The 16584-nt window shown below is 43.8% G+C and carries 14 protein-coding genes; all 14 read left to right on the forward strand.

Annotated elements, in window-relative coordinates; all coding sequences use genetic code 11:
- Positions 1-158: 158 nt before the first annotated feature.
- The 14 genes from KS2013_RS00760 to KS2013_RS00825 all read left to right on the forward strand — a co-directional run bounded on the left by KS2013_RS00760 (position 159) and on the right by KS2013_RS00825 (position 16549).
- Complete coding sequence (locus KS2013_RS00760; RefSeq protein WP_068988448.1) at positions 159-716, forward strand: UPF0149 family protein; 558 nt, start codon at positions 159-161, stop codon at positions 714-716.
- 16 nt (positions 717-732) lie between these two features.
- Entirely contained in the window at positions 733-2058 is a 1326-nt protein-coding gene (gene pepP, locus KS2013_RS00765) for a Xaa-Pro aminopeptidase (protein WP_068988450.1), read from the forward strand.
- 4 nt (positions 2059-2062) lie between these two features.
- Positions 2063-3274 carry a 2-octaprenyl-6-methoxyphenyl hydroxylase gene (gene ubiH / locus KS2013_RS00770; protein WP_068988451.1) on the forward strand — a complete coding sequence of 404 codons (1212 nt, stop codon included), beginning with the start codon at positions 2063-2065 and terminating at the stop codon, positions 3272-3274.
- Positions 3264-4217, forward strand: a complete 954-nt coding sequence (locus KS2013_RS00775) for a hypothetical protein (protein WP_068988452.1) — start codon at positions 3264-3266, stop codon at positions 4215-4217. Before ubiH ends, KS2013_RS00775 begins: the two co-directional genes overlap by 11 nt.
- Positions 4201-5403 (forward strand): UbiH/UbiF/VisC/COQ6 family ubiquinone biosynthesis hydroxylase, encoded by a 1203-nt coding sequence (locus KS2013_RS00780; RefSeq protein WP_068988454.1) that lies wholly within the window; start codon positions 4201-4203, stop codon positions 5401-5403. Before KS2013_RS00775 ends, KS2013_RS00780 begins: the two co-directional genes overlap by 17 nt.
- Before the next feature lie 101 nt (positions 5404-5504).
- Positions 5505-6602: a Fe(3+) ABC transporter substrate-binding protein gene (locus KS2013_RS00785; protein ID WP_068988456.1), complete on the forward strand. Its 1098-nt coding sequence runs from the start codon at positions 5505-5507 to the stop codon at positions 6600-6602.
- Positions 6603-6614: 12 nt separating this feature from the next.
- Positions 6615-8267, forward strand: coding sequence for an ABC transporter permease (locus tag KS2013_RS00790; RefSeq protein ID WP_068988458.1), 1653 nt, complete (start codon positions 6615-6617; stop codon positions 8265-8267).
- 148 nt (positions 8268-8415) lie between these two features.
- Positions 8416-9504, forward strand: a complete 1089-nt coding sequence (gene gcvT / locus KS2013_RS00795; protein WP_068988460.1) for a glycine cleavage system aminomethyltransferase GcvT — start codon at positions 8416-8418, stop codon at positions 9502-9504.
- A gap of 144 nt (positions 9505-9648) precedes the next feature.
- Positions 9649-10038, forward strand: coding sequence for a glycine cleavage system protein GcvH (gene gcvH, locus KS2013_RS00800; RefSeq protein WP_068988462.1), 390 nt, complete (start codon positions 9649-9651; stop codon positions 10036-10038).
- Positions 10039-10298: 260 nt separating this feature from the next.
- The gene (gcvP, locus tag KS2013_RS00805; RefSeq protein ID WP_068988466.1) at positions 10299-13163 is read left to right on the forward strand and encodes an aminomethyl-transferring glycine dehydrogenase; all 2865 of its coding nucleotides are present in this window, start codon (positions 10299-10301) and stop codon (positions 13161-13163) included.
- Between the two features lie 128 nt (positions 13164-13291).
- A complete protein-coding gene (locus KS2013_RS00810) occupies positions 13292-13513 on the forward strand; it encodes a hypothetical protein (RefSeq protein WP_068988468.1) in 222 nt (73 codons plus the stop codon).
- A complete protein-coding gene (locus tag KS2013_RS00815; protein ID WP_068988470.1) occupies positions 13503-14318 on the forward strand; it encodes an SAM-dependent methyltransferase in 816 nt (271 codons plus the stop codon). Before KS2013_RS00810 ends, KS2013_RS00815 begins: the two co-directional genes overlap by 11 nt.
- 55 nt (positions 14319-14373) lie before the next feature.
- Positions 14374-15435, forward strand: a complete 1062-nt coding sequence (locus KS2013_RS00820; RefSeq protein WP_156768942.1) for a tetratricopeptide repeat protein — start codon at positions 14374-14376, stop codon at positions 15433-15435.
- Between the two features lie 46 nt (positions 15436-15481).
- Positions 15482-16549, forward strand: a complete 1068-nt coding sequence (locus KS2013_RS00825; protein ID WP_068988475.1) for a hypothetical protein — start codon at positions 15482-15484, stop codon at positions 16547-16549.
- The last annotated feature ends 35 nt before the right edge of the window (positions 16550-16584 follow it).

Consider the following 16584-nt stretch of genomic DNA (forward strand, 5'->3'; position numbering starts at 1 on the left):
ATACTATAAAGTTATGAGCAGGGCTGGTCAATGAGTAATCAGCTCCAAAGCTCACAGTTTAGCTTCTTTTGTCAGAAGATAGCCGCCTTAAACTGGGTTTTGTGGCTCACAAGGGGTACACTAACGCCAAAATGAGTAAATGATTAGTAAGTTAGATTATGAACTACACGCAAGTGAGTGAGTTGTGCGAAAATTTTTTCCCTGATCTCAGTCCATCTGAGTTAGCGGGTATGATTCACGGACTCTTTGGTCACGGATTTGTGGTTGAGAGTGGTCGTTGGCAACAACAAATGAGTGAGTTTCTGGCATCCGGAGATATGTTGCCCGAGCCAGCACTGCAGGGGTTGGAACAATTAATGGCTTTTACACAGAAGGATTATCAGCCAGATTCGTTTTCGATTGACTTAATTAGACCTGAAGACGATTATCCATTGGCCCAGCGAGCAAAGGCCATTGGTGAATGGTGTCAGGGTTACTTGGTGGGATATGGCCTGGTACCTGAAAAAAACGGGCAGAAGCTAGAGGGCGAAGCAAAAGAGGCCTTACAAGATATCAGTGAAATTGCCCAGATAGACTTTGAAATGGATGAACCAGATGAAGAGATGGAAAAGGCCTTTATGACGGTTTGTGAGCATATAAAAATGTCTGCTTTATTATTATGTCAAGCTAACCAGCCTGAGGCGAACGTTGAGGCAGACAAGCAGAACATTCACTAGTTAAAAAAATTAAATTATGAGAGCAATTAATTTTGCCGCCAGGCGAAAAAAATTAATGCAGTGGATGGGTGCAAATTCGATTGCTATCCTTCCTGCGGCGGAAGAAAAGGTAAGAAGTCATGACGTCAACTTCCCATTCCGCCAAGACAATAATTTCTGGTATCTGACAGGATTCAATGAACCAGATGCCGTTATGGTATTAATACCGGGCCGCAAACAGGCTGAATTCATTTTATTTAATCGTGAAAAAGATCCTTCACAGGAGCGTTGGCATGGCAAACGGCTGGGGCAGGATGGCGCAATAGAGCAGCTGGGTGCTGATGATGCATTCCCCATCGACGATATAGATGACATTCTCCCAGGATTAATGGAAGGTCGTGAGCGGATCTACTTTGCACTTGGAGCCAACTCGGAATTCGACCAAAAGGTTATGGAGTGGCGCAGTGAACTGATGACGTCACCCAGAAAAAGAACAGATTCGCCGGGAGAGTTAATTGATATCGGTCATCACCTGCATGATATGAGGCTGATAAAGTCCACTGCCGAGGTACAGCGAATTAGGCATGCTGCAAAAATTTCTGCGAAAGCCCACAAAGCTCTGATGAAGGCGTGTGCGCCAGGAAAAACTGAACGTGAAATGGAAACCGAGCTCCATTACCATTTTGCCAAGGGAGGATGTCGCCATCCAGCATACCCATCGATAATAGCCTCCGGCGATAATGCTAATATCCTACATTACATAGAAAATTCAGACAGCATGAAGGATGGTGAGCTGTTATTGGTTGACGCCGGTGGTGAGTATGAGCAGTACGCATCGGATATTAGTCGCACCATTCCAGTTAATGGGCGTTATAGTGATACCCAGGCAGAACTTTACGATGTGGTGTTGAAGGCGCAGCTGGCAGCAATTGAAAAAGTAAAACCCGGTAATCATTGGGATCATATTCATGACGAAGCGGTGAGGGTACTAACCAAAGGTTTGGTTGAGCTTGGCATCCTGAAGGGCCAGGTCAGCGACTTGGTAAAAAGAGGTGTTTATCGCCAATTTTATATGCACAAGACAGGCCATTGGTTAGGACTCGATGTACATGACGTGGGTGACTACCATTTACATGGTGAGCCACGGGTATTGGAGCCGGGTATGGTGCTAACGGTTGAACCTGCTGTCTATATCCCGCGAGATATGACTCGTGTCGAAGGACATAATATTGCCAAAAAATGGCGAGGGATTGGCATCAGAATTGAAGATGATGTGTTGGTAACGGCGAATGGCTATGATGTTTTATCCAAAGATGTTCCAAAAGAACGTGAGGCTATTGAAAAGATAATGGCAGGTGCATAGTTAGATGACGGTAGCGGTAAAACAATTCTACCCGGTGGTGATAGTCGGCGGCGGTATGGCAGGTGCAAGTCTGGCTTTGGCGTTGGCGCAGCAAGGAATTGAAAGTGCTGTGTTTGAAGCTTTTGAACCGAACAATCAGTCCCAGCCCAGTTTTGATGATCGCACCGTAGCCCTGTCAGCGGCTTCGCTGAATATCCTTGATCATCTGGGGGTTCCTGTCCAACAGGTATCAGAACCAATAAAAACCATACACGTTTCTGATAAGGGGCATTTTGGATTTGCTAGGCTCAGTGCGGAAGAAGCTCAGGTTGAGCAATTAGGAGCCGTTGTTGAAAACTGGCAACTGGGGAATACTTTACATCAGAAAATTGAGTTGGAACAGGCGATCGATTACATTACGCCTGCCACTGTCACGAAATTACAACAGGATGTATCGCAGGCCACGTTGACAATAGAGATGGAGGGGGATACCGCCGAGGTTGGAGCACAGCTGGTGGTACTGGCGGATGGTGCCCGGTCGCCGTTACGACAGATGTTGCATATAGAGAGCGAAGTAAAAGACTTTAATACATCAGCGATAGTATGTAACTTATCGACGCAGCTGCCACATGACAATGTTGCCTTTGAGCGCTTCACTACAGATGGTCCACTAGCATTATTACCCTTGACGCAAAAGCGGATGGCTCTGGTCTGGTCTAAACCTCGGGATCAGATAGACAACTACCTGAGCATGTCGGAAAAGCAGTTTGCTAAATCACTTGAAGATACATTTGGTGCTCGCCTAGGTCGAATTACCAAGGTGGGCGAGCGAAAATCATTTCCACTGGTTCAGCAAAAAGCAGAAACCCTATTTCGAGGTCGGTGTGTGATTATTGGTAATGCTGCACAGTCGTTACATCCGATAGCTGGTCAGGGGTTTAATCTGGGCTTACGCGATGTTTCAGTGCTATCACACTTTTTGAAAAATAAGTCGGACTATGGGGCTTATGAGGTATTGAGCGAATACCAGGAAATGCGTCAGAAAGATAGGGAGCAGACATTATTCGTGACTGAGTCCCTGGCTAGACTCTTTGCCAATAGCTGGGCTCCCTTATCCTTGACTCGCAATCTTTTACTAAAATTCCTCGATACATCACCTGTGGCAAAATCAGTATTTGCGGAGCAGGCGATGGGTTTTAATTTTAATAACAGCGAGCTGGCGGCAAATGACAAATAAAATCATTGGTGCTCTGGCTGCTATGGTCGTGGCTTTATCCATTGTGGCTTATAACTTGTGGCAGGAAGAGCCTGTTGAGAGCGACGCTAAGCCGATGGTTAAGGTTAAAGGTAATGTTGACTCTCACGCTTTAGAATCAACTGCAGATAAGGATACCTCTGAACCTCAACAGCAGGTTGCTGAGAGCTCTGATAGTGCTACGGAAGAGACTCTGACTGAGGCTGTAGAAAAAAAAGAAAATAAAAACAAAGTGCTTTGCGAGTTAGCTTATGAATACGATGACTGGTATCAGCAGGGTGATATTTACGAGTCAGACAATTTTATGCGGGACGTGAAAAGCTGGGCTTTCTCCCGGGGCTATTTTGAAACTGAGTATTCAAAGGGCGGACTCGAAATTAAAAAGAAATCCGATTATGACTATTATGAGATAGATGCTCTGGAGGACATGGCTAAGGCTGGGGATTCAATGGCTAATGTACGTTTAGCCTATAAGCTCTATCTTAAAGGTGACAGAAAAAGCATGGAGCGTGCGCAACCATATTGCGACAAAGCAATAGTTGACGGCTACACTGCTTTGTTAATTTGTAAATCATCCAACCTGGCTCGACAGATCTATGATGAGCAGCGGAAAGAAGAGCAGCTCCGAAATCAAGAGTTATTAAAGGAGCTGGAATTAGATTTTTTAGCATGGCGCGGCGTGGCTACGGAACTGGACGATAAACTCGGAGAAACACTTTCTACCAGTTTACTGGCCGATTTGGAATACGAGTTTACTGACAAAAACATCAAGCAGAGAACACAGCAGTTAATAGGTGGGATTAGGTCGCGAAGAGCAGAGCTGGGCTTGGGGCCAATGAAACACCCTCCAATGCCAAAGTTATTAGAGCATGTATTAGAAAATAAAGTAGATTCAGAGGATGCATTAAATGTCTGCTTCGAGTGATAGACGAAATAAGGTTGATTACGACATTACCATTGTTGGTGGTGGTATGGTTGGTCTGGCGCTGGCCTGCCGACTGGCATCCGAAGATTTGACCATTGCCGTGATAGAACCAAAGCCTGTTGAAATGCAGTGGCCTGAAGGAGATGTTGATCAGCGCGTCAGTGCAATCACCCGGGCCAGCCAAAGGTTGTTTGAATCTATTGGTGCCTGGGAGCAGATATCGGCTAGTGAAAAAGCGCCTTATCGACGAATGATAGTGTGGGATGGCGAGTCGACTCAAGGGGAAATTGAGTTTGATGCCAGCTTAATCGCAGAGCCGAATTTAGGACACATTATTGAAAACCGGGTATTACGGAGATCCCTGTTCAAAGTTGCAGAGAAGAACAGAAACATTAACTGGATGTGCCCTTATAAATGTCAGGAGGTTGCATATCATGATGATTTCGCAGAGCTGACACTTAATTCCGGAGAGCGTTTAAAAAGCAGTCTCTTAGTCGCCGCTGACGGAGCTTTTTCGTGGCTAAGAAAAGCCAGCGGCATAGGACAAAAGCAACAGCCGTATGGACACAAAGCAATTGTATGCACAGTTAAGACCGAAAGGTCGCATCAGGCAACAGCTTGGCAGCGGTTCGATCATGATGGCCCCTTAGCATTCTTGCCATTGGCTGATGAACATACCTGCTCTATTGTCTGGTCAGTAAAGGAAGAGCGTGCTAATCAGCTGCTACAGGCAGAAAATTTTAACCAGCTGCTGCAGCAACGGTTTGAAAATCGGTTAGGTAATATTAGTGTCGAAAGCGATCTGGTTGCATTCCCTTTATTTGAACGAGCGACAGAGCAAATGGTTGCTGAACGACTTGCGCTGATAGGTGATGCCGCGCATACCATTCATCCGCTGGCTGGTCAGGGCGTAAATCTTGGCTTCGCCGATGCTGAAGAGCTGGCTCAGTGCATCCATACTTCAATTATGCGCAAGGCTGATATAGGAAAACGATATCGCTTACGGCCTTTTGAAAGAGCCAGAAAAGCGGAAACCAAAAATATGCAATTGGCTATGATGGGATTTAAGCGTTTGTTTGAACAGGAAATTCCAATTATTCAGATGGCCCGCAGTTACGGTTTGGCTCAAACTAATAAGCATCCATTGTTAAAGCAGAAGTTGATCCGTCAGGCGATGGGAATTTAGGGTTTAATTGATTCTGATCAACAATCTTAGCTTGAAATTATAAATGATAATAATTATCATTTAAGTCAGCATTAATACATTACAGACCACGGGTATCGTCAATGATTTCTACCAATAAATGGCTGCTTGCTCTAAGCCTTGGAACTGTTTTAGGTTTAACGGCTTGTGATGACTCAGAACAGCAAAAGCCTCAAACTGACTCAAATGGAGAAGCACAGGAAACTGCCGTCGGCGATAACAAGCCAGCAACAAAAGAACCTACTCCTAAAGAGATTGTTGTCTATTCCTCGAGAAAAGAGCATTTGATCAAACCTTTTTTTGAGCAGTTCACCGAAGAAACAGGTATTCCTGTCATCTACATCACCGACGCAGCCGCGCCTTTGATCAGTCGATTGAAGTCGGAAGGTGAGCGCTCACCCGCAGATATATTGATGACAGTGGATGCTGGTAATCTGTGGCAGGCCACTCAGGAACAGATTCTACAGCCTATTGATTCTGAAATCCTGGAAGCGAATATCCCAGAAAGCCTACAGGATCCAGATAATGAATGGTTTGGCTTAACAGTTCGAGCAAGAACTATCGTATACAGCAAAGAGCGTGTTAATCCTGATGAGCTTAGTACTTATGAAGCACTTGGGGATGAGCAATGGAAAGGCCGTGTCTGTCTAAGGACTTCTAAAAAGGTTTATAACCAGTCACTGGTTGCCATGCTGATTGCGCGTCATGGCGAAGAGAAAGCTCAAAAAATTGTTGAAGGCTGGGTAGCCAATCTGGCAACGGATCCTTTCTCCAATGACACTAAAGTGATGAAAGCTATTGAGGCTGGTGCTTGTGATGTTGGAATAGTAAACACTTACTATTTTGGTCGCTTGGAAAAAGAAGATCCTCAAATACCTTTGTCGCTGTTCTGGCCAAATCAAGAGACTTCTGGCGTACACGTCAACATTTCCGGCGCGGGTATCACAAAGCATTCTTCCAATGTCGAAAACGCAACAAAGCTGATAGAATGGCTGTCCAGCGCGGAAGCGCAAAAAATGTACGCTGGTTTGAACATGGAGTATCCGGCGAACCCTAATGTTGAGCCTGTAGAAGAAGTTGAAGCCTGGGGCAGTTTTACCGCTGACGATATGAATCTGTCAAAAGCAGGTGAGCTGCAACCACAAGCGGTCAAAGTGATGGATCGAGCAGGTTACAAATAAAAGATTAATACATTGCAGCAAACATATTTATCAAGTTCGACCAATAAAAATGGCGCCAGCGGTTCTCGCTGGCGTCAGCGTTTCAATGGCTGGTTACCGGCCATTTTGCTGTTCTTTGTTTTTACTCTTTGTATATTGCCATTATTTCCGCTGATAGGATCCTGGAATGATATAGAAGCGGGCCTATGGCAACACCTTTGGCAGACCGAACTACCGCAACTTTTTACTAATACAATATTACTAATCGTACTGGTTGGATCGGCTAGCTTTTTATTGGGTGTCGGGCTTGCCTGGCTGGTTGTGATGTATGACTTTCCGGGACGAGGAATTTTGCAGTGGGGGTTAATGTTGCCTCTGGCTATACCGCCTTATATTCTGGCATTTGTGGTGCTGGGTTTTACTGACTTTGGCGGTCCAATGCAGCATGCATTGAATACTATTGGCCTAGGCATCGAATGGCTGCCAGATATGCGCAGCCCATTTGGCGTATCATTGGTGTTTACCCTTTCTTTATATCCCTATGTCTATTTATTAATGCGCAGTGCGTTACAGCGCAAAGGACGTTCCAGTTATGAGAGCGCCAGGACTTTGGGATATGGCAAGATAGCTGCCTTCTGGAAGTTGGTATTGCCGCTGACTAGACCAGCCTGGGTGGCGGGTCTGGCATTGGTGCTAATGGAAACGTTGGCAGATTTCGGCGCAGTCAGTATTTTTAATTTCAACACCTTCACTACCGCTGTGTATAAATCCTGGTATGGCTTTTATAGCCAAAATACGGCGGCTCAGCTGGCGTGCCTGCTTCTTTTATTTGTCACTCTGGCGGTGCTAGCTGAGAAGTGGGGACGTGGGCAGGGCCGTTACGAGCAATCGGGAGCTGCCCTTAAGCAATACCGGCAGAAACTAACGGGCGGATGGGGTGTTTTTGCGCAAGTGCTGGCCTGGTCAGTATTTTCTCTCGGATTTATTCTTCCCGTGATTCAGTTGATCGTCTGGTCAGTTTCAAGTTTTGAGCGACATACTGAAGGTACCTTAAATTTATTGGTAAATACAGTCACTCTGGCGGTTCTTGCGGCCCTGTTAACCTTGATGATTGCTGCTATCGTGGTTTGGGCACAGCGGCAGAAAAACTCAAAACCCAGAGCAGTCATGGGTGAGTTTTCACAGCTTGGTTACGCCATGCCGGGAACCGTACTGGCAGTGGGACTTATGATGGCACTGAATATTATCGACGGATGGATAGCCGATATTGTCAATGAGAAAGGTCAGTGGTTAGCCACGGGACTGTTTGCCCTATTGCTGGCTTATGTGATTCGCTTCCTCAGAATTGGCTTTGGGCCGTTGTCGAGTTCAATGGGACAGATTAAGCCGAGCATCATCGAAACTGCTGGCATCCTGGGAGCTGGTAAGAGGGAAAGACTGTTCAGGGTGTATATCCCGTTACTTCGCCCCGGTGTATTGACTGCACTGCTACTGGTATTTGTGGAAGTCATGAAAGAAATGCCAGCAACCCTGATTCTAAGGACCTATGGCTGGGATACGCTGGCAATCCGTATTTATGAACTCAGTTCGGAAGGTGAATGGGAGTTAACCGCGTTACCCGCTATCATGCTGGTAGCCGTAGGGATCATTCCGGTTATCCTGCTAATCAAGAAGAGTGAGCTATAGACGATAGAGAGTTGTGATAGACTAAAACTATATAATATCGTTGATTGTCTGGTCAGACAGTTGTCTTTTGGGTTCTTTTGTCGGTCAATCCCCTGTATAATCTGGCGCCACTATTTCTACTCTTATTTGATTAAGGTACGGTGTCGTTATGGGTAATAAAACACCTTTATATCAGGCTCACGTGGATGCAGAAGCACGTATTGTTGATTTCGGCGGTTGGGATATGCCGTTGAACTATGGTTCTCAAATTGATGAGCACAAAGCGGTGCGTGAAACCGCCGGTATGTTTGATGTGTCGCATATGACCATTGTTGAAATTAAAGGAAGCGACGCCAAACCTTATCTTCAGTATCTTCTTGCAAACGATGTTGCAAAATTAGCGGTAAAAGGGAAAGCGTTATATACAGGCATGTTGAATGAAAGTGGCGGCGTTATCGACGATCTTATCGTCTATTATCTGAATGACGCTCACTACCGTGTAGTCGTTAACGCTGCAACCCGCGAAAAAGATCTGGCCTGGCTGGAAAATGTTGCCCAGCAGTTCGATGTTTCCGTTGAGGAGCGTTCGGACTTGGCAATTATTGCAGTTCAGGGACCTCAGGCAATTGAAAAGGCGCAGTCGGTATTCAGTGATGAGCAAAAACAGGCGATAGCAGAGCTAACTCCATTTATGGCTGCTTATGCCGGTGACCTGTTCGTCGCGCGTACTGGTTACACTGGCGAAGATGGTTATGAGATCCTGGTCCCGGACAATAAAGCTGCAGATTTGTGGGCACAGTTAGAAGAAGCCGGAGTGAAGCCATGCGGCTTGGCTGCACGTGACACTTTACGTCTTGAAGCAGGTATGAATTTGTACGGGCATGACATGGACGAGACTGTTTCGCCATTAGAAGCTAACATGGGTTGGACCATTGCCTGGGAGCCGGAAGGTCGTGACTTTGTTGGACGTAAAGCTCTGACTGAGCAAAAAGCTAATGGTATCCCACGTAAGCTGATAGGTCTGGTGCTAGAGGGTAAAGGCATCATGCGTGAAGGTCAGGACGTTGTGTTAAACGATGAGGTTGTGGGTGTTGTGACCTCGGGCACTATGTCGCCGACGACAGGTAAGAGTATTGCCATGGCTCGTGTTCAACGTTCGGTTGATGCAGAAGAAGTTCTGGTGCAGGTTCGCAAAAAACAAATTCCGGCGAAAGTAGTGAAACCGAGCTTTGTACGCAAAGGTAAGTCATTGATTTAGTGTTTTAGTCTTCCATTAGAGGTTAGAACCAGCATTCTGTCCTGCGTTAAAGGCTTGGGCAGAGGAAATGTTTGATATACAATACGATTAATTTTTGAACGGGTAGTTATCTGAATTTTTCAGACTGCTATAGAGGAAGAGAGAATGAGCCAAATTCCAGCAGAATTAAAATATGTATCGAGCCATGAGTGGATCCGTGATGAAGGTGACGGCATGGTAACAGTGGGCATTACTGAGCACGCACAAGAATTGCTTGGTGACGTTGTTTTCGTTGAAGCACCAGAAGTTGATGAAGATGTTGATGCGGAAGACGAAATCGCAGTAGTCGAGTCGGTTAAAGCAGCTTCGGATATTTATGCACCACTAGCCGGTACTATTACTGAAGTGAACGAAGAGCTGGAAGATTCTCCTGAACTCATTAACAGCGACCCGTATGGCGATGGCTGGATGTTCAAAATGAAGTTAGCTGACGCTGGTGATCTGGAAAAATTACTGTCGGCGGAAGATTATGCTGAAGAGATAGCTGACGAATAATTTATTGCCCCATAGCATCGTTAAATGCATCAGTAACTCAGCTCGTTTAACCTCAAGTAAACGTCGCCTCGTTACAAACGCATTTGCCTTGCTCTGAGAACAATAAAGACTAAGTCTTTGTGATTAGGCGAAAAGCTTTCGGTAAAAAGCACTTAGTGGAAAGTAGGATTGGCCTCGATATGATTCGAGGCTTTTTCGGTTTAGATGGTTTGTGTTGGTACCGTTCTGGTATTACTAAAATGTTATAGGTCGTGACAGGTATGACTGAAAAAACGAATTTGAAAGATTTACAACAGTCGGATGATTTTATCCGTCGTCACTTAGGTCCGCGCGAGAATGAAATTCAGGAAATGCTCGGTGAATTAGGCTTGACCTCATTGGATGATTTGGTGGAGAAAGCGGTTCCACACAAGATTCAGGTCAAAGAGCCCATCGCTATTGAAGCTTCGCGCTCGGAACAAGAGACACTTCGTTATCTACAGTCACTAGCCGACGAAAATATCGTAGCCAAGTCATATATAGGTATGGGTTATTACGATACAGTTACGCCCAATGTGATTCTGCGTAATGTATTAGAAAACCCAGCATGGTATACCGCCTATACACCTTACCAGCCTGAAATTGCTCAGGGTCGTTTAGAAGCGATTTTGAACTTCCAGCAAATGACCATGGATTTGACTGGAATGGAGCTGGGAAGCGCATCTTTGTTAGATGAGGCAACTGCAGCAGCTGAAGCCATGGCTTTAGCCAAGCGTTCTTCGAAAAACAAAAAATGTAATAGCTTCTTTGTTGACGAGAAAACTTTCCCGCAAACTATCGATGTGATTAAAACTCGCGCTGACCATTATGGCTGGGACTTAATTATTGGTCCTGTAGAAGAAGCGGTTGAGCATGATGTATTTGGTGCCTTGTTGTCTTATACCAACATGCATGGTGACATCGTTGATATTGAGCCTATTATCGAAAAGCTTCACGAGAAAAAGGCTATTGCCTGTGTAGCGTCGGATATTATGAGTCTGGTGCTACTGAAGTCACCAGGCGAGATGGGTGCTGATGTGGTGTTTGGCTCGGCACAGCGTTTTGGTGTTCCAATGGGCTTTGGTGGTCCTCATGCAGCGTTTTTTGGTACGCGTGAATCCTATAAACGTTCTTTACCGGGCCGTATTATCGGTGTATCCAAAGATACTCGGGGTAATAACGCACTGCGTATGGCGATGCAGACTCGTGAGCAGCACATTCGCCGAGAGAAAGCGACTTCTAACATTTGTACCGCGCAGGTGTTACTGGCCAATATCGCAAGTTTCTATGCCGTGTATCATGGTAAGAAGGGTTTAACAGCGATTGCTCAGCGGATTAATCGCTATGCATCAATTGTTGCTTCGGCGGTGGTGAATGCCGGCCTGGAAGTGGTTAATGACCATTGGTTTGATACAGTGACTTTCCGTGCATCAGACGTTGATTCCATTCGGGACCGTGCTAAAGAAGCTTTGGTCAACCTTCGCTACGATGGTGAACTTGTTAGCTTCTCGATCGATGAAGCTAAAAACCAGGATGATATAGAACAGCTCATTGAAGTCATCACCGGAACGGAAGCGGATATATTTGCTCTAGATAATGAAGCAGAAGATTCGATCCCTGCTAGCCTAGTTCGTCAGTCAGACTTCCTGACCCATCCTACATTCAAAGATTACTATTCTGAGACGGATATGCTGCGTTATATCAAACGCTTGGAAAGCAAGGATTTTTCATTGGTTCACGGTATGATTCCTCTGGGTTCGTGCACCATGAAATTGAACGCAACCAGTGAAATGCTGCCAGTTACCTGGCCGAAGTTTGCGACTATACACCCGTTTGCGCCAGAAGATCAGACTTATGGTTACATGAAAATGATCAAAGAGCTGGAAGCTGATTTGGTGGAAATTACCGGTTATGACTTTGTCTCTATGCAGCCTAACTCTGGTGCACAGGGTGAATATGCAGGCCTGATTGCGATTAAGAAATACCATGAGAGCAATAACGACGGTCACCGTAACATTTGCTTGATCCCAAGTTCCGCGCACGGCACTAATCCTGCATCAGCCCAGATGGCTGGAATGAAAGTGGTTATTGTTAAGTGTGATGACAAAGGTAACGTTGATGTAGCCGACCTAGAAGCAAAAGCTGTCGAAATGAAAGATAACCTGGCAGCATTAATGGTGACATACCCGTCCACACATGGGGTTTACGAAGAAGAAATTAAACATATTTGCGATATTATCCACGACAACGGCGGTCAGGTTTACATGGATGGCGCAAACATGAACGCGCAGGTCGGAATCTCCCGTCCAGGTGACATCGGATCCGATGTATCACATCTGAATCTACATAAGACGTTCGCAATTCCACATGGTGGTGGCGGTCCCGGCATGGGCCCAATCGGAGTGAAATCTCACTTGGCACCATTTGTCTCTGGCCACTCAGTACGTAAGGTACACAGTGTGGAAGCTCGAGATAATGCGGTTTCGGCAGCTCCTTACGGTAGTGGAATGATTCTGCCGATTTCCTGGGCATACATCAAAATGCTTGGGCAGGTGGGACTACGAAGATCCACGGAAGTGGCTTTGTTAAATGCCAACTACCTGAAAAATAAGCTGTCTGAGCATTACCCTGTTTTGTATACCGGTCGTAACGACAAAGTGGCTCACGAATGCATAATTGACTTGCGTCAAATTAAGGCAGACACCGATATCAGCGAGGTTGATCTGGCTAAAAGACTGATGGATTACGGATTCCATGCGCCAACAATGAGTTTCCCTGTGGCAGGTACTTTCATGATCGAGCCTACGGAAAGTGAGTCTAAGTATGAGCTGGATCGTTTTATTGATGCGATGATTCGAATCAAAAAAGAGATTGAGAAGGTAGCAAGTGGCGAATGGGAAAAAGACAATAATCCTCTAACCAACGCACCGCATACTCAGGCGGATCTGCGTGATTGGGATAAACCTTACTCTATTGCGGAAGCTATTTATCCTTCTGAAGCAACTATTTTAAGCAAGTTTTGGCCAACGACTAATCGTATTGATGATGTTTTTGGTGATCGTAATCTAATGTGTAGCTGTCCCCCCACGGAAAGTTATTCAGAATAGCTTATTTTGAGAACTTGATACTTGACTTAAAAAGCCGGCCTATGCTGGCTTTTTAAGTATTTGTAATGTATAAATAAAGCGTTTTTGACTTATATTTTATTGTATTTGGGGAAAGTTAAGGAACTACTATGTCTAAGAAAAAATTTGAAGAGTTTGTCATTAAGCTATCTGAAGACTCACAATTAAATAAATCATATGTAGAAAACCCAGAGGCTGTGATGAAAGACTTTGGATTGGAAGATAATGAAATTAGGGCCGTGTTGAAAGGTGAGACAAAAGAAGTAGAAAAATTGATTGGAACCAAAGCCGTCTGTATTCACATTGTCACACTAATGAAAGATGACAAATAAACAGAACGGTTCTTATGTAGCTGTTAGTGCTGGCATGCTGTTGGCGGGGCATATCTCAGTTAGGGCGAAAAAAATAGTGGAAGAGGCAGATATTGTTTTGTCACTGATGCCTCATCCAATTGCGGAGAACTGGCTGGCGAGTATAAGTAATAAGCATATTAGCCTGCAATCGTATTACGGGGAAGGGAAGCACAGAAAACAATCGTATGACGAAATGATTCAGCGTATTCTGGATGAAGTGAAGCAGGGAAAAAATGTATGTGGCGTATTTTATGGTCACGCGGGGGTATTTGCGTGGGTACCTCATGAGTCAGTTAGGCTGGCTAGGGGAGAAGGATATTCTGCTTATATGGAGCCGGGAATTTCAGCGGAGGCCTGCCTCTATTCTGACCTGGGAATCGATCCGGGTAGTTTTGGTATTCATAGTTATGAAGCGTCACAATTCTTATTCTATGGCCACCAACCTAATGTCACCAGTTACCTTTTATTATGGCAAGTTGCTTTAGCTGGTGAGACTACAGCTAGAACGTTTAAGACAAGTAGAAGAAATTTAGAAATTTTTGTTGAGTATTTGCTACAGTGGTACCCAAAAGAGCACAAAATCATTCTCTATGAAGCGGCTTTTTTACCACTAGACAAGGTCAGAAAGGATGAATTAAATCTGGAAGACCTGCCAATGGCTAAGCTTAATCTTCATACAACGATGGTTGTGCCGCCAGCTAAAAAAATGAGTATAAACAAGGAGTTGGTTGAAAAATTAGGTTTGGATGAACTCCTTATGAATGATAAGCAACAGCAAGTTTGAAAAAAAAGAGTTTTAAAAGGATAATTAAATAATGTCACAGCACAAGGGATTATTGATGTTTAAATTAATAATAATGCTCGTTGCATGGGTGTATTTAAATACGGTGCAGGCAGTGGACAATAAAAATTATTCTGAGGAACTGAAAGAAATAGAAGCGGAACTTTTAGTAGATCTGCCTACTTCCCTTGCACGATTAGAAGCTATCGGGAATGAACGAGAAAAATTATCAAATAAAGAAAAGGAACATCATAAACTACTCAAAGCGCATGTACTTTACATGACGAATAATATTGCTAAAGCAAAAGCTGATTTAGAAGAATTAGAAAGTAGTCAGTTGGATCCAGAGCAAGAAGCAAAACGACTTATAGTATTATCGTCTATCTACCACCATAAAGGTGAAAGTGTTGATGCATTTATAACATTAGATAAGTCCCTAAAACTAATAGATTCCTTAAGCGATGCCAGCTCTGAGGCGAAAATATTAATAAATGCAGTAGGTATGTATAAAGATGCAGATCTTTTAGAGTTTGCATTGGAGTACGGCCGGAGAGCAATAAGAGTTGCTAATAAAATTAAAGATTCACGAGCAATGTGCCGAGCAACTTATGAGTTGGGAGCAATTGAGCTCTTAACGCAAAACTTTAAAATGGCAGAAAACCGTCTGTTGATGGCCAAATCATATTGTGAAAAAAGTAATAACTTAATAGTTTCTTATGCTGTTAACTATGGTCTGATGGAGTTAAACCTAGAAACTTCAAATTTAAAAAAAGCTGAGGAAATCGCTAAAGACCTATATCCTAAGGTAGAAGAGTACGGATGGGATGTATTGAGGTCAGCCACAAATACGTTATATGGGAAACTCCATCTTGAAAAGAATAAGTTAAATTTGGCAGAAAAGCATGGACTGAAAGCGTATGAACTAGCTAAAAAAATAGGCGATAAGAAAAGAACTGAAGCGGCATCAGCCCTATTAGCGCAAGTCTACTCCGAATTAGATAATGATAAAGAGGCAATAAAGTTTTATAAGGAGTATATGGAATTAAATGTCGAAAACAAAACAAGGGTTAGGCAAAGGAAATTAGCGTTTGATATTGCAAGACGAGGCAACCTGAATTGATAGACAGGGTGTTGAATTGAAAGTCTATGTAAGGAACCTTTCGTGTGTGGTTCTTATTCCATTCCTACTTACAGCTTGGTTAGTCAAAGCTGATTATTACCAGCAATTAAAAGATATAGAGGAACAAAGACTAGCTGACCTGACTTTAACTAAGCTAAAGCTCGATAGCATATCGAAGGAACAGCATAAGTTTAGAGAAGAAGAAAAAAATTTATACCTCCTAATAAGAGCCCACTCCCAGGCAATGCATAGTGATTTTATTAGCGCGGAAAAGACGTTACTGAAAATAATAAATAGCAATGCAAGCCCAGATTATAAGGGAAGGGCCTATTCAATTTTAGCCTCGGTCCAGCAACTTCAGGCAGATTACATCAACTCCTTTTACAATATGGATAAGTCTTTGAGTTACTTGTCAAAGATGCATAATAATAAGTACAAAACAAATATTCTGCAAAATGCCGTCAGCTTCTATAATGATTCCGATATGCTTAACTTTGCAATGGAGCATGCTCGCCGTCTACTCAGACTTGGTGTCGAGGGTGGAAGCTTAGCCGATCAATGTCAGGCATATTATGAAATGGTAGTTATAGAACACTCGGCTAACAGAATAGAATTAGCAGAAAGTAGAATAGGTAAAACGCAGGACATTTGTAGTAAGGCAAAAGAAGTAATAATTTTACTTCACCTGACAAACATGCAGGCACAAATAGCCATGAATAAAGGAAATATTCAAAGGGCAGAAAAACTATTAGAAACTAATTACCAGAAAGTAAAGAATTATGGCTGGAAAATATTAACAGTTAGTACAGAGAATACGATAGCCGAGCTTCATTTTCTGAAGCAAGAATATAAAAATGCAGAGGAAATAGCGCTTAAAGCACTTAAATCAGCTGAAGAAATTAGCGATATAAAACGTACAAAAGATGCCACCAAGGTTTTAGCAAAAATATACTCTAATTTAGATCAGAAAGAAGAAGCACTGAAGTTCTATCAGAAATTTATGCAACTGGAGCAAAAGCTCAGTTCATCGAATCGTCAACGAAAATTAGCTTTCGATAAAGCAAGACAACGTTTGAGAGCAGACCGAGTTGCCAAGTTCGAGGAAGCTAATTGATTTGAGTCACGAGCGAATAAGGCTGCCACCGAGTT

Source organism: Kangiella sediminilitoris (assembly GCF_001708405.1).
In the GTDB taxonomy this organism is placed as follows: Bacteria; Pseudomonadota; Gammaproteobacteria; order Enterobacterales; family Kangiellaceae; genus Kangiella; species Kangiella sediminilitoris.

Excerpts from the sequence above, each read along its gene's own strand:
- KS2013_RS00785 (WP_068988456.1), top strand. The coding sequence starts at position 5,505 with ATGATTTCTACCAATAAATGGCTGCTTGCTCTAAGCCTTGGAACTGTT.
- KS2013_RS00780 (WP_068988454.1), top strand. The coding sequence starts at position 4,201 with ATGTCTGCTTCGAGTGATAGACGAAATAAGGTTGATTACGACATTACC.
- gcvT (WP_068988460.1), top strand. The coding sequence starts at position 8,416 with ATGGGTAATAAAACACCTTTATATCAGGCTCACGTGGATGCAGAAGCA.
- KS2013_RS00815 (WP_068988470.1), top strand. The coding sequence starts at position 13,503 with ATGACAAATAAACAGAACGGTTCTTATGTAGCTGTTAGTGCTGGCATG.
- pepP (WP_068988450.1), top strand. The coding sequence starts at position 733 with ATGAGAGCAATTAATTTTGCCGCCAGGCGAAAAAAATTAATGCAGTGG.
- KS2013_RS00775 (WP_068988452.1), top strand. The coding sequence starts at position 3,264 with ATGACAAATAAAATCATTGGTGCTCTGGCTGCTATGGTCGTGGCTTTA.
- ubiH (WP_068988451.1), top strand. The coding sequence starts at position 2,063 with ATGACGGTAGCGGTAAAACAATTCTACCCGGTGGTGATAGTCGGCGGC.
- KS2013_RS00810 (WP_068988468.1), top strand. The coding sequence starts at position 13,292 with ATGTCTAAGAAAAAATTTGAAGAGTTTGTCATTAAGCTATCTGAAGAC.
- KS2013_RS00820 (WP_156768942.1), top strand. The coding sequence starts at position 14,374 with ATGTTTAAATTAATAATAATGCTCGTTGCATGGGTGTATTTAAATACG.
- gcvP (WP_068988466.1), top strand. The coding sequence starts at position 10,299 with ATGACTGAAAAAACGAATTTGAAAGATTTACAACAGTCGGATGATTTT.
- gcvH (WP_068988462.1), top strand. The coding sequence starts at position 9,649 with ATGAGCCAAATTCCAGCAGAATTAAAATATGTATCGAGCCATGAGTGG.
- KS2013_RS00760 (WP_068988448.1), top strand. The coding sequence starts at position 159 with ATGAACTACACGCAAGTGAGTGAGTTGTGCGAAAATTTTTTCCCTGAT.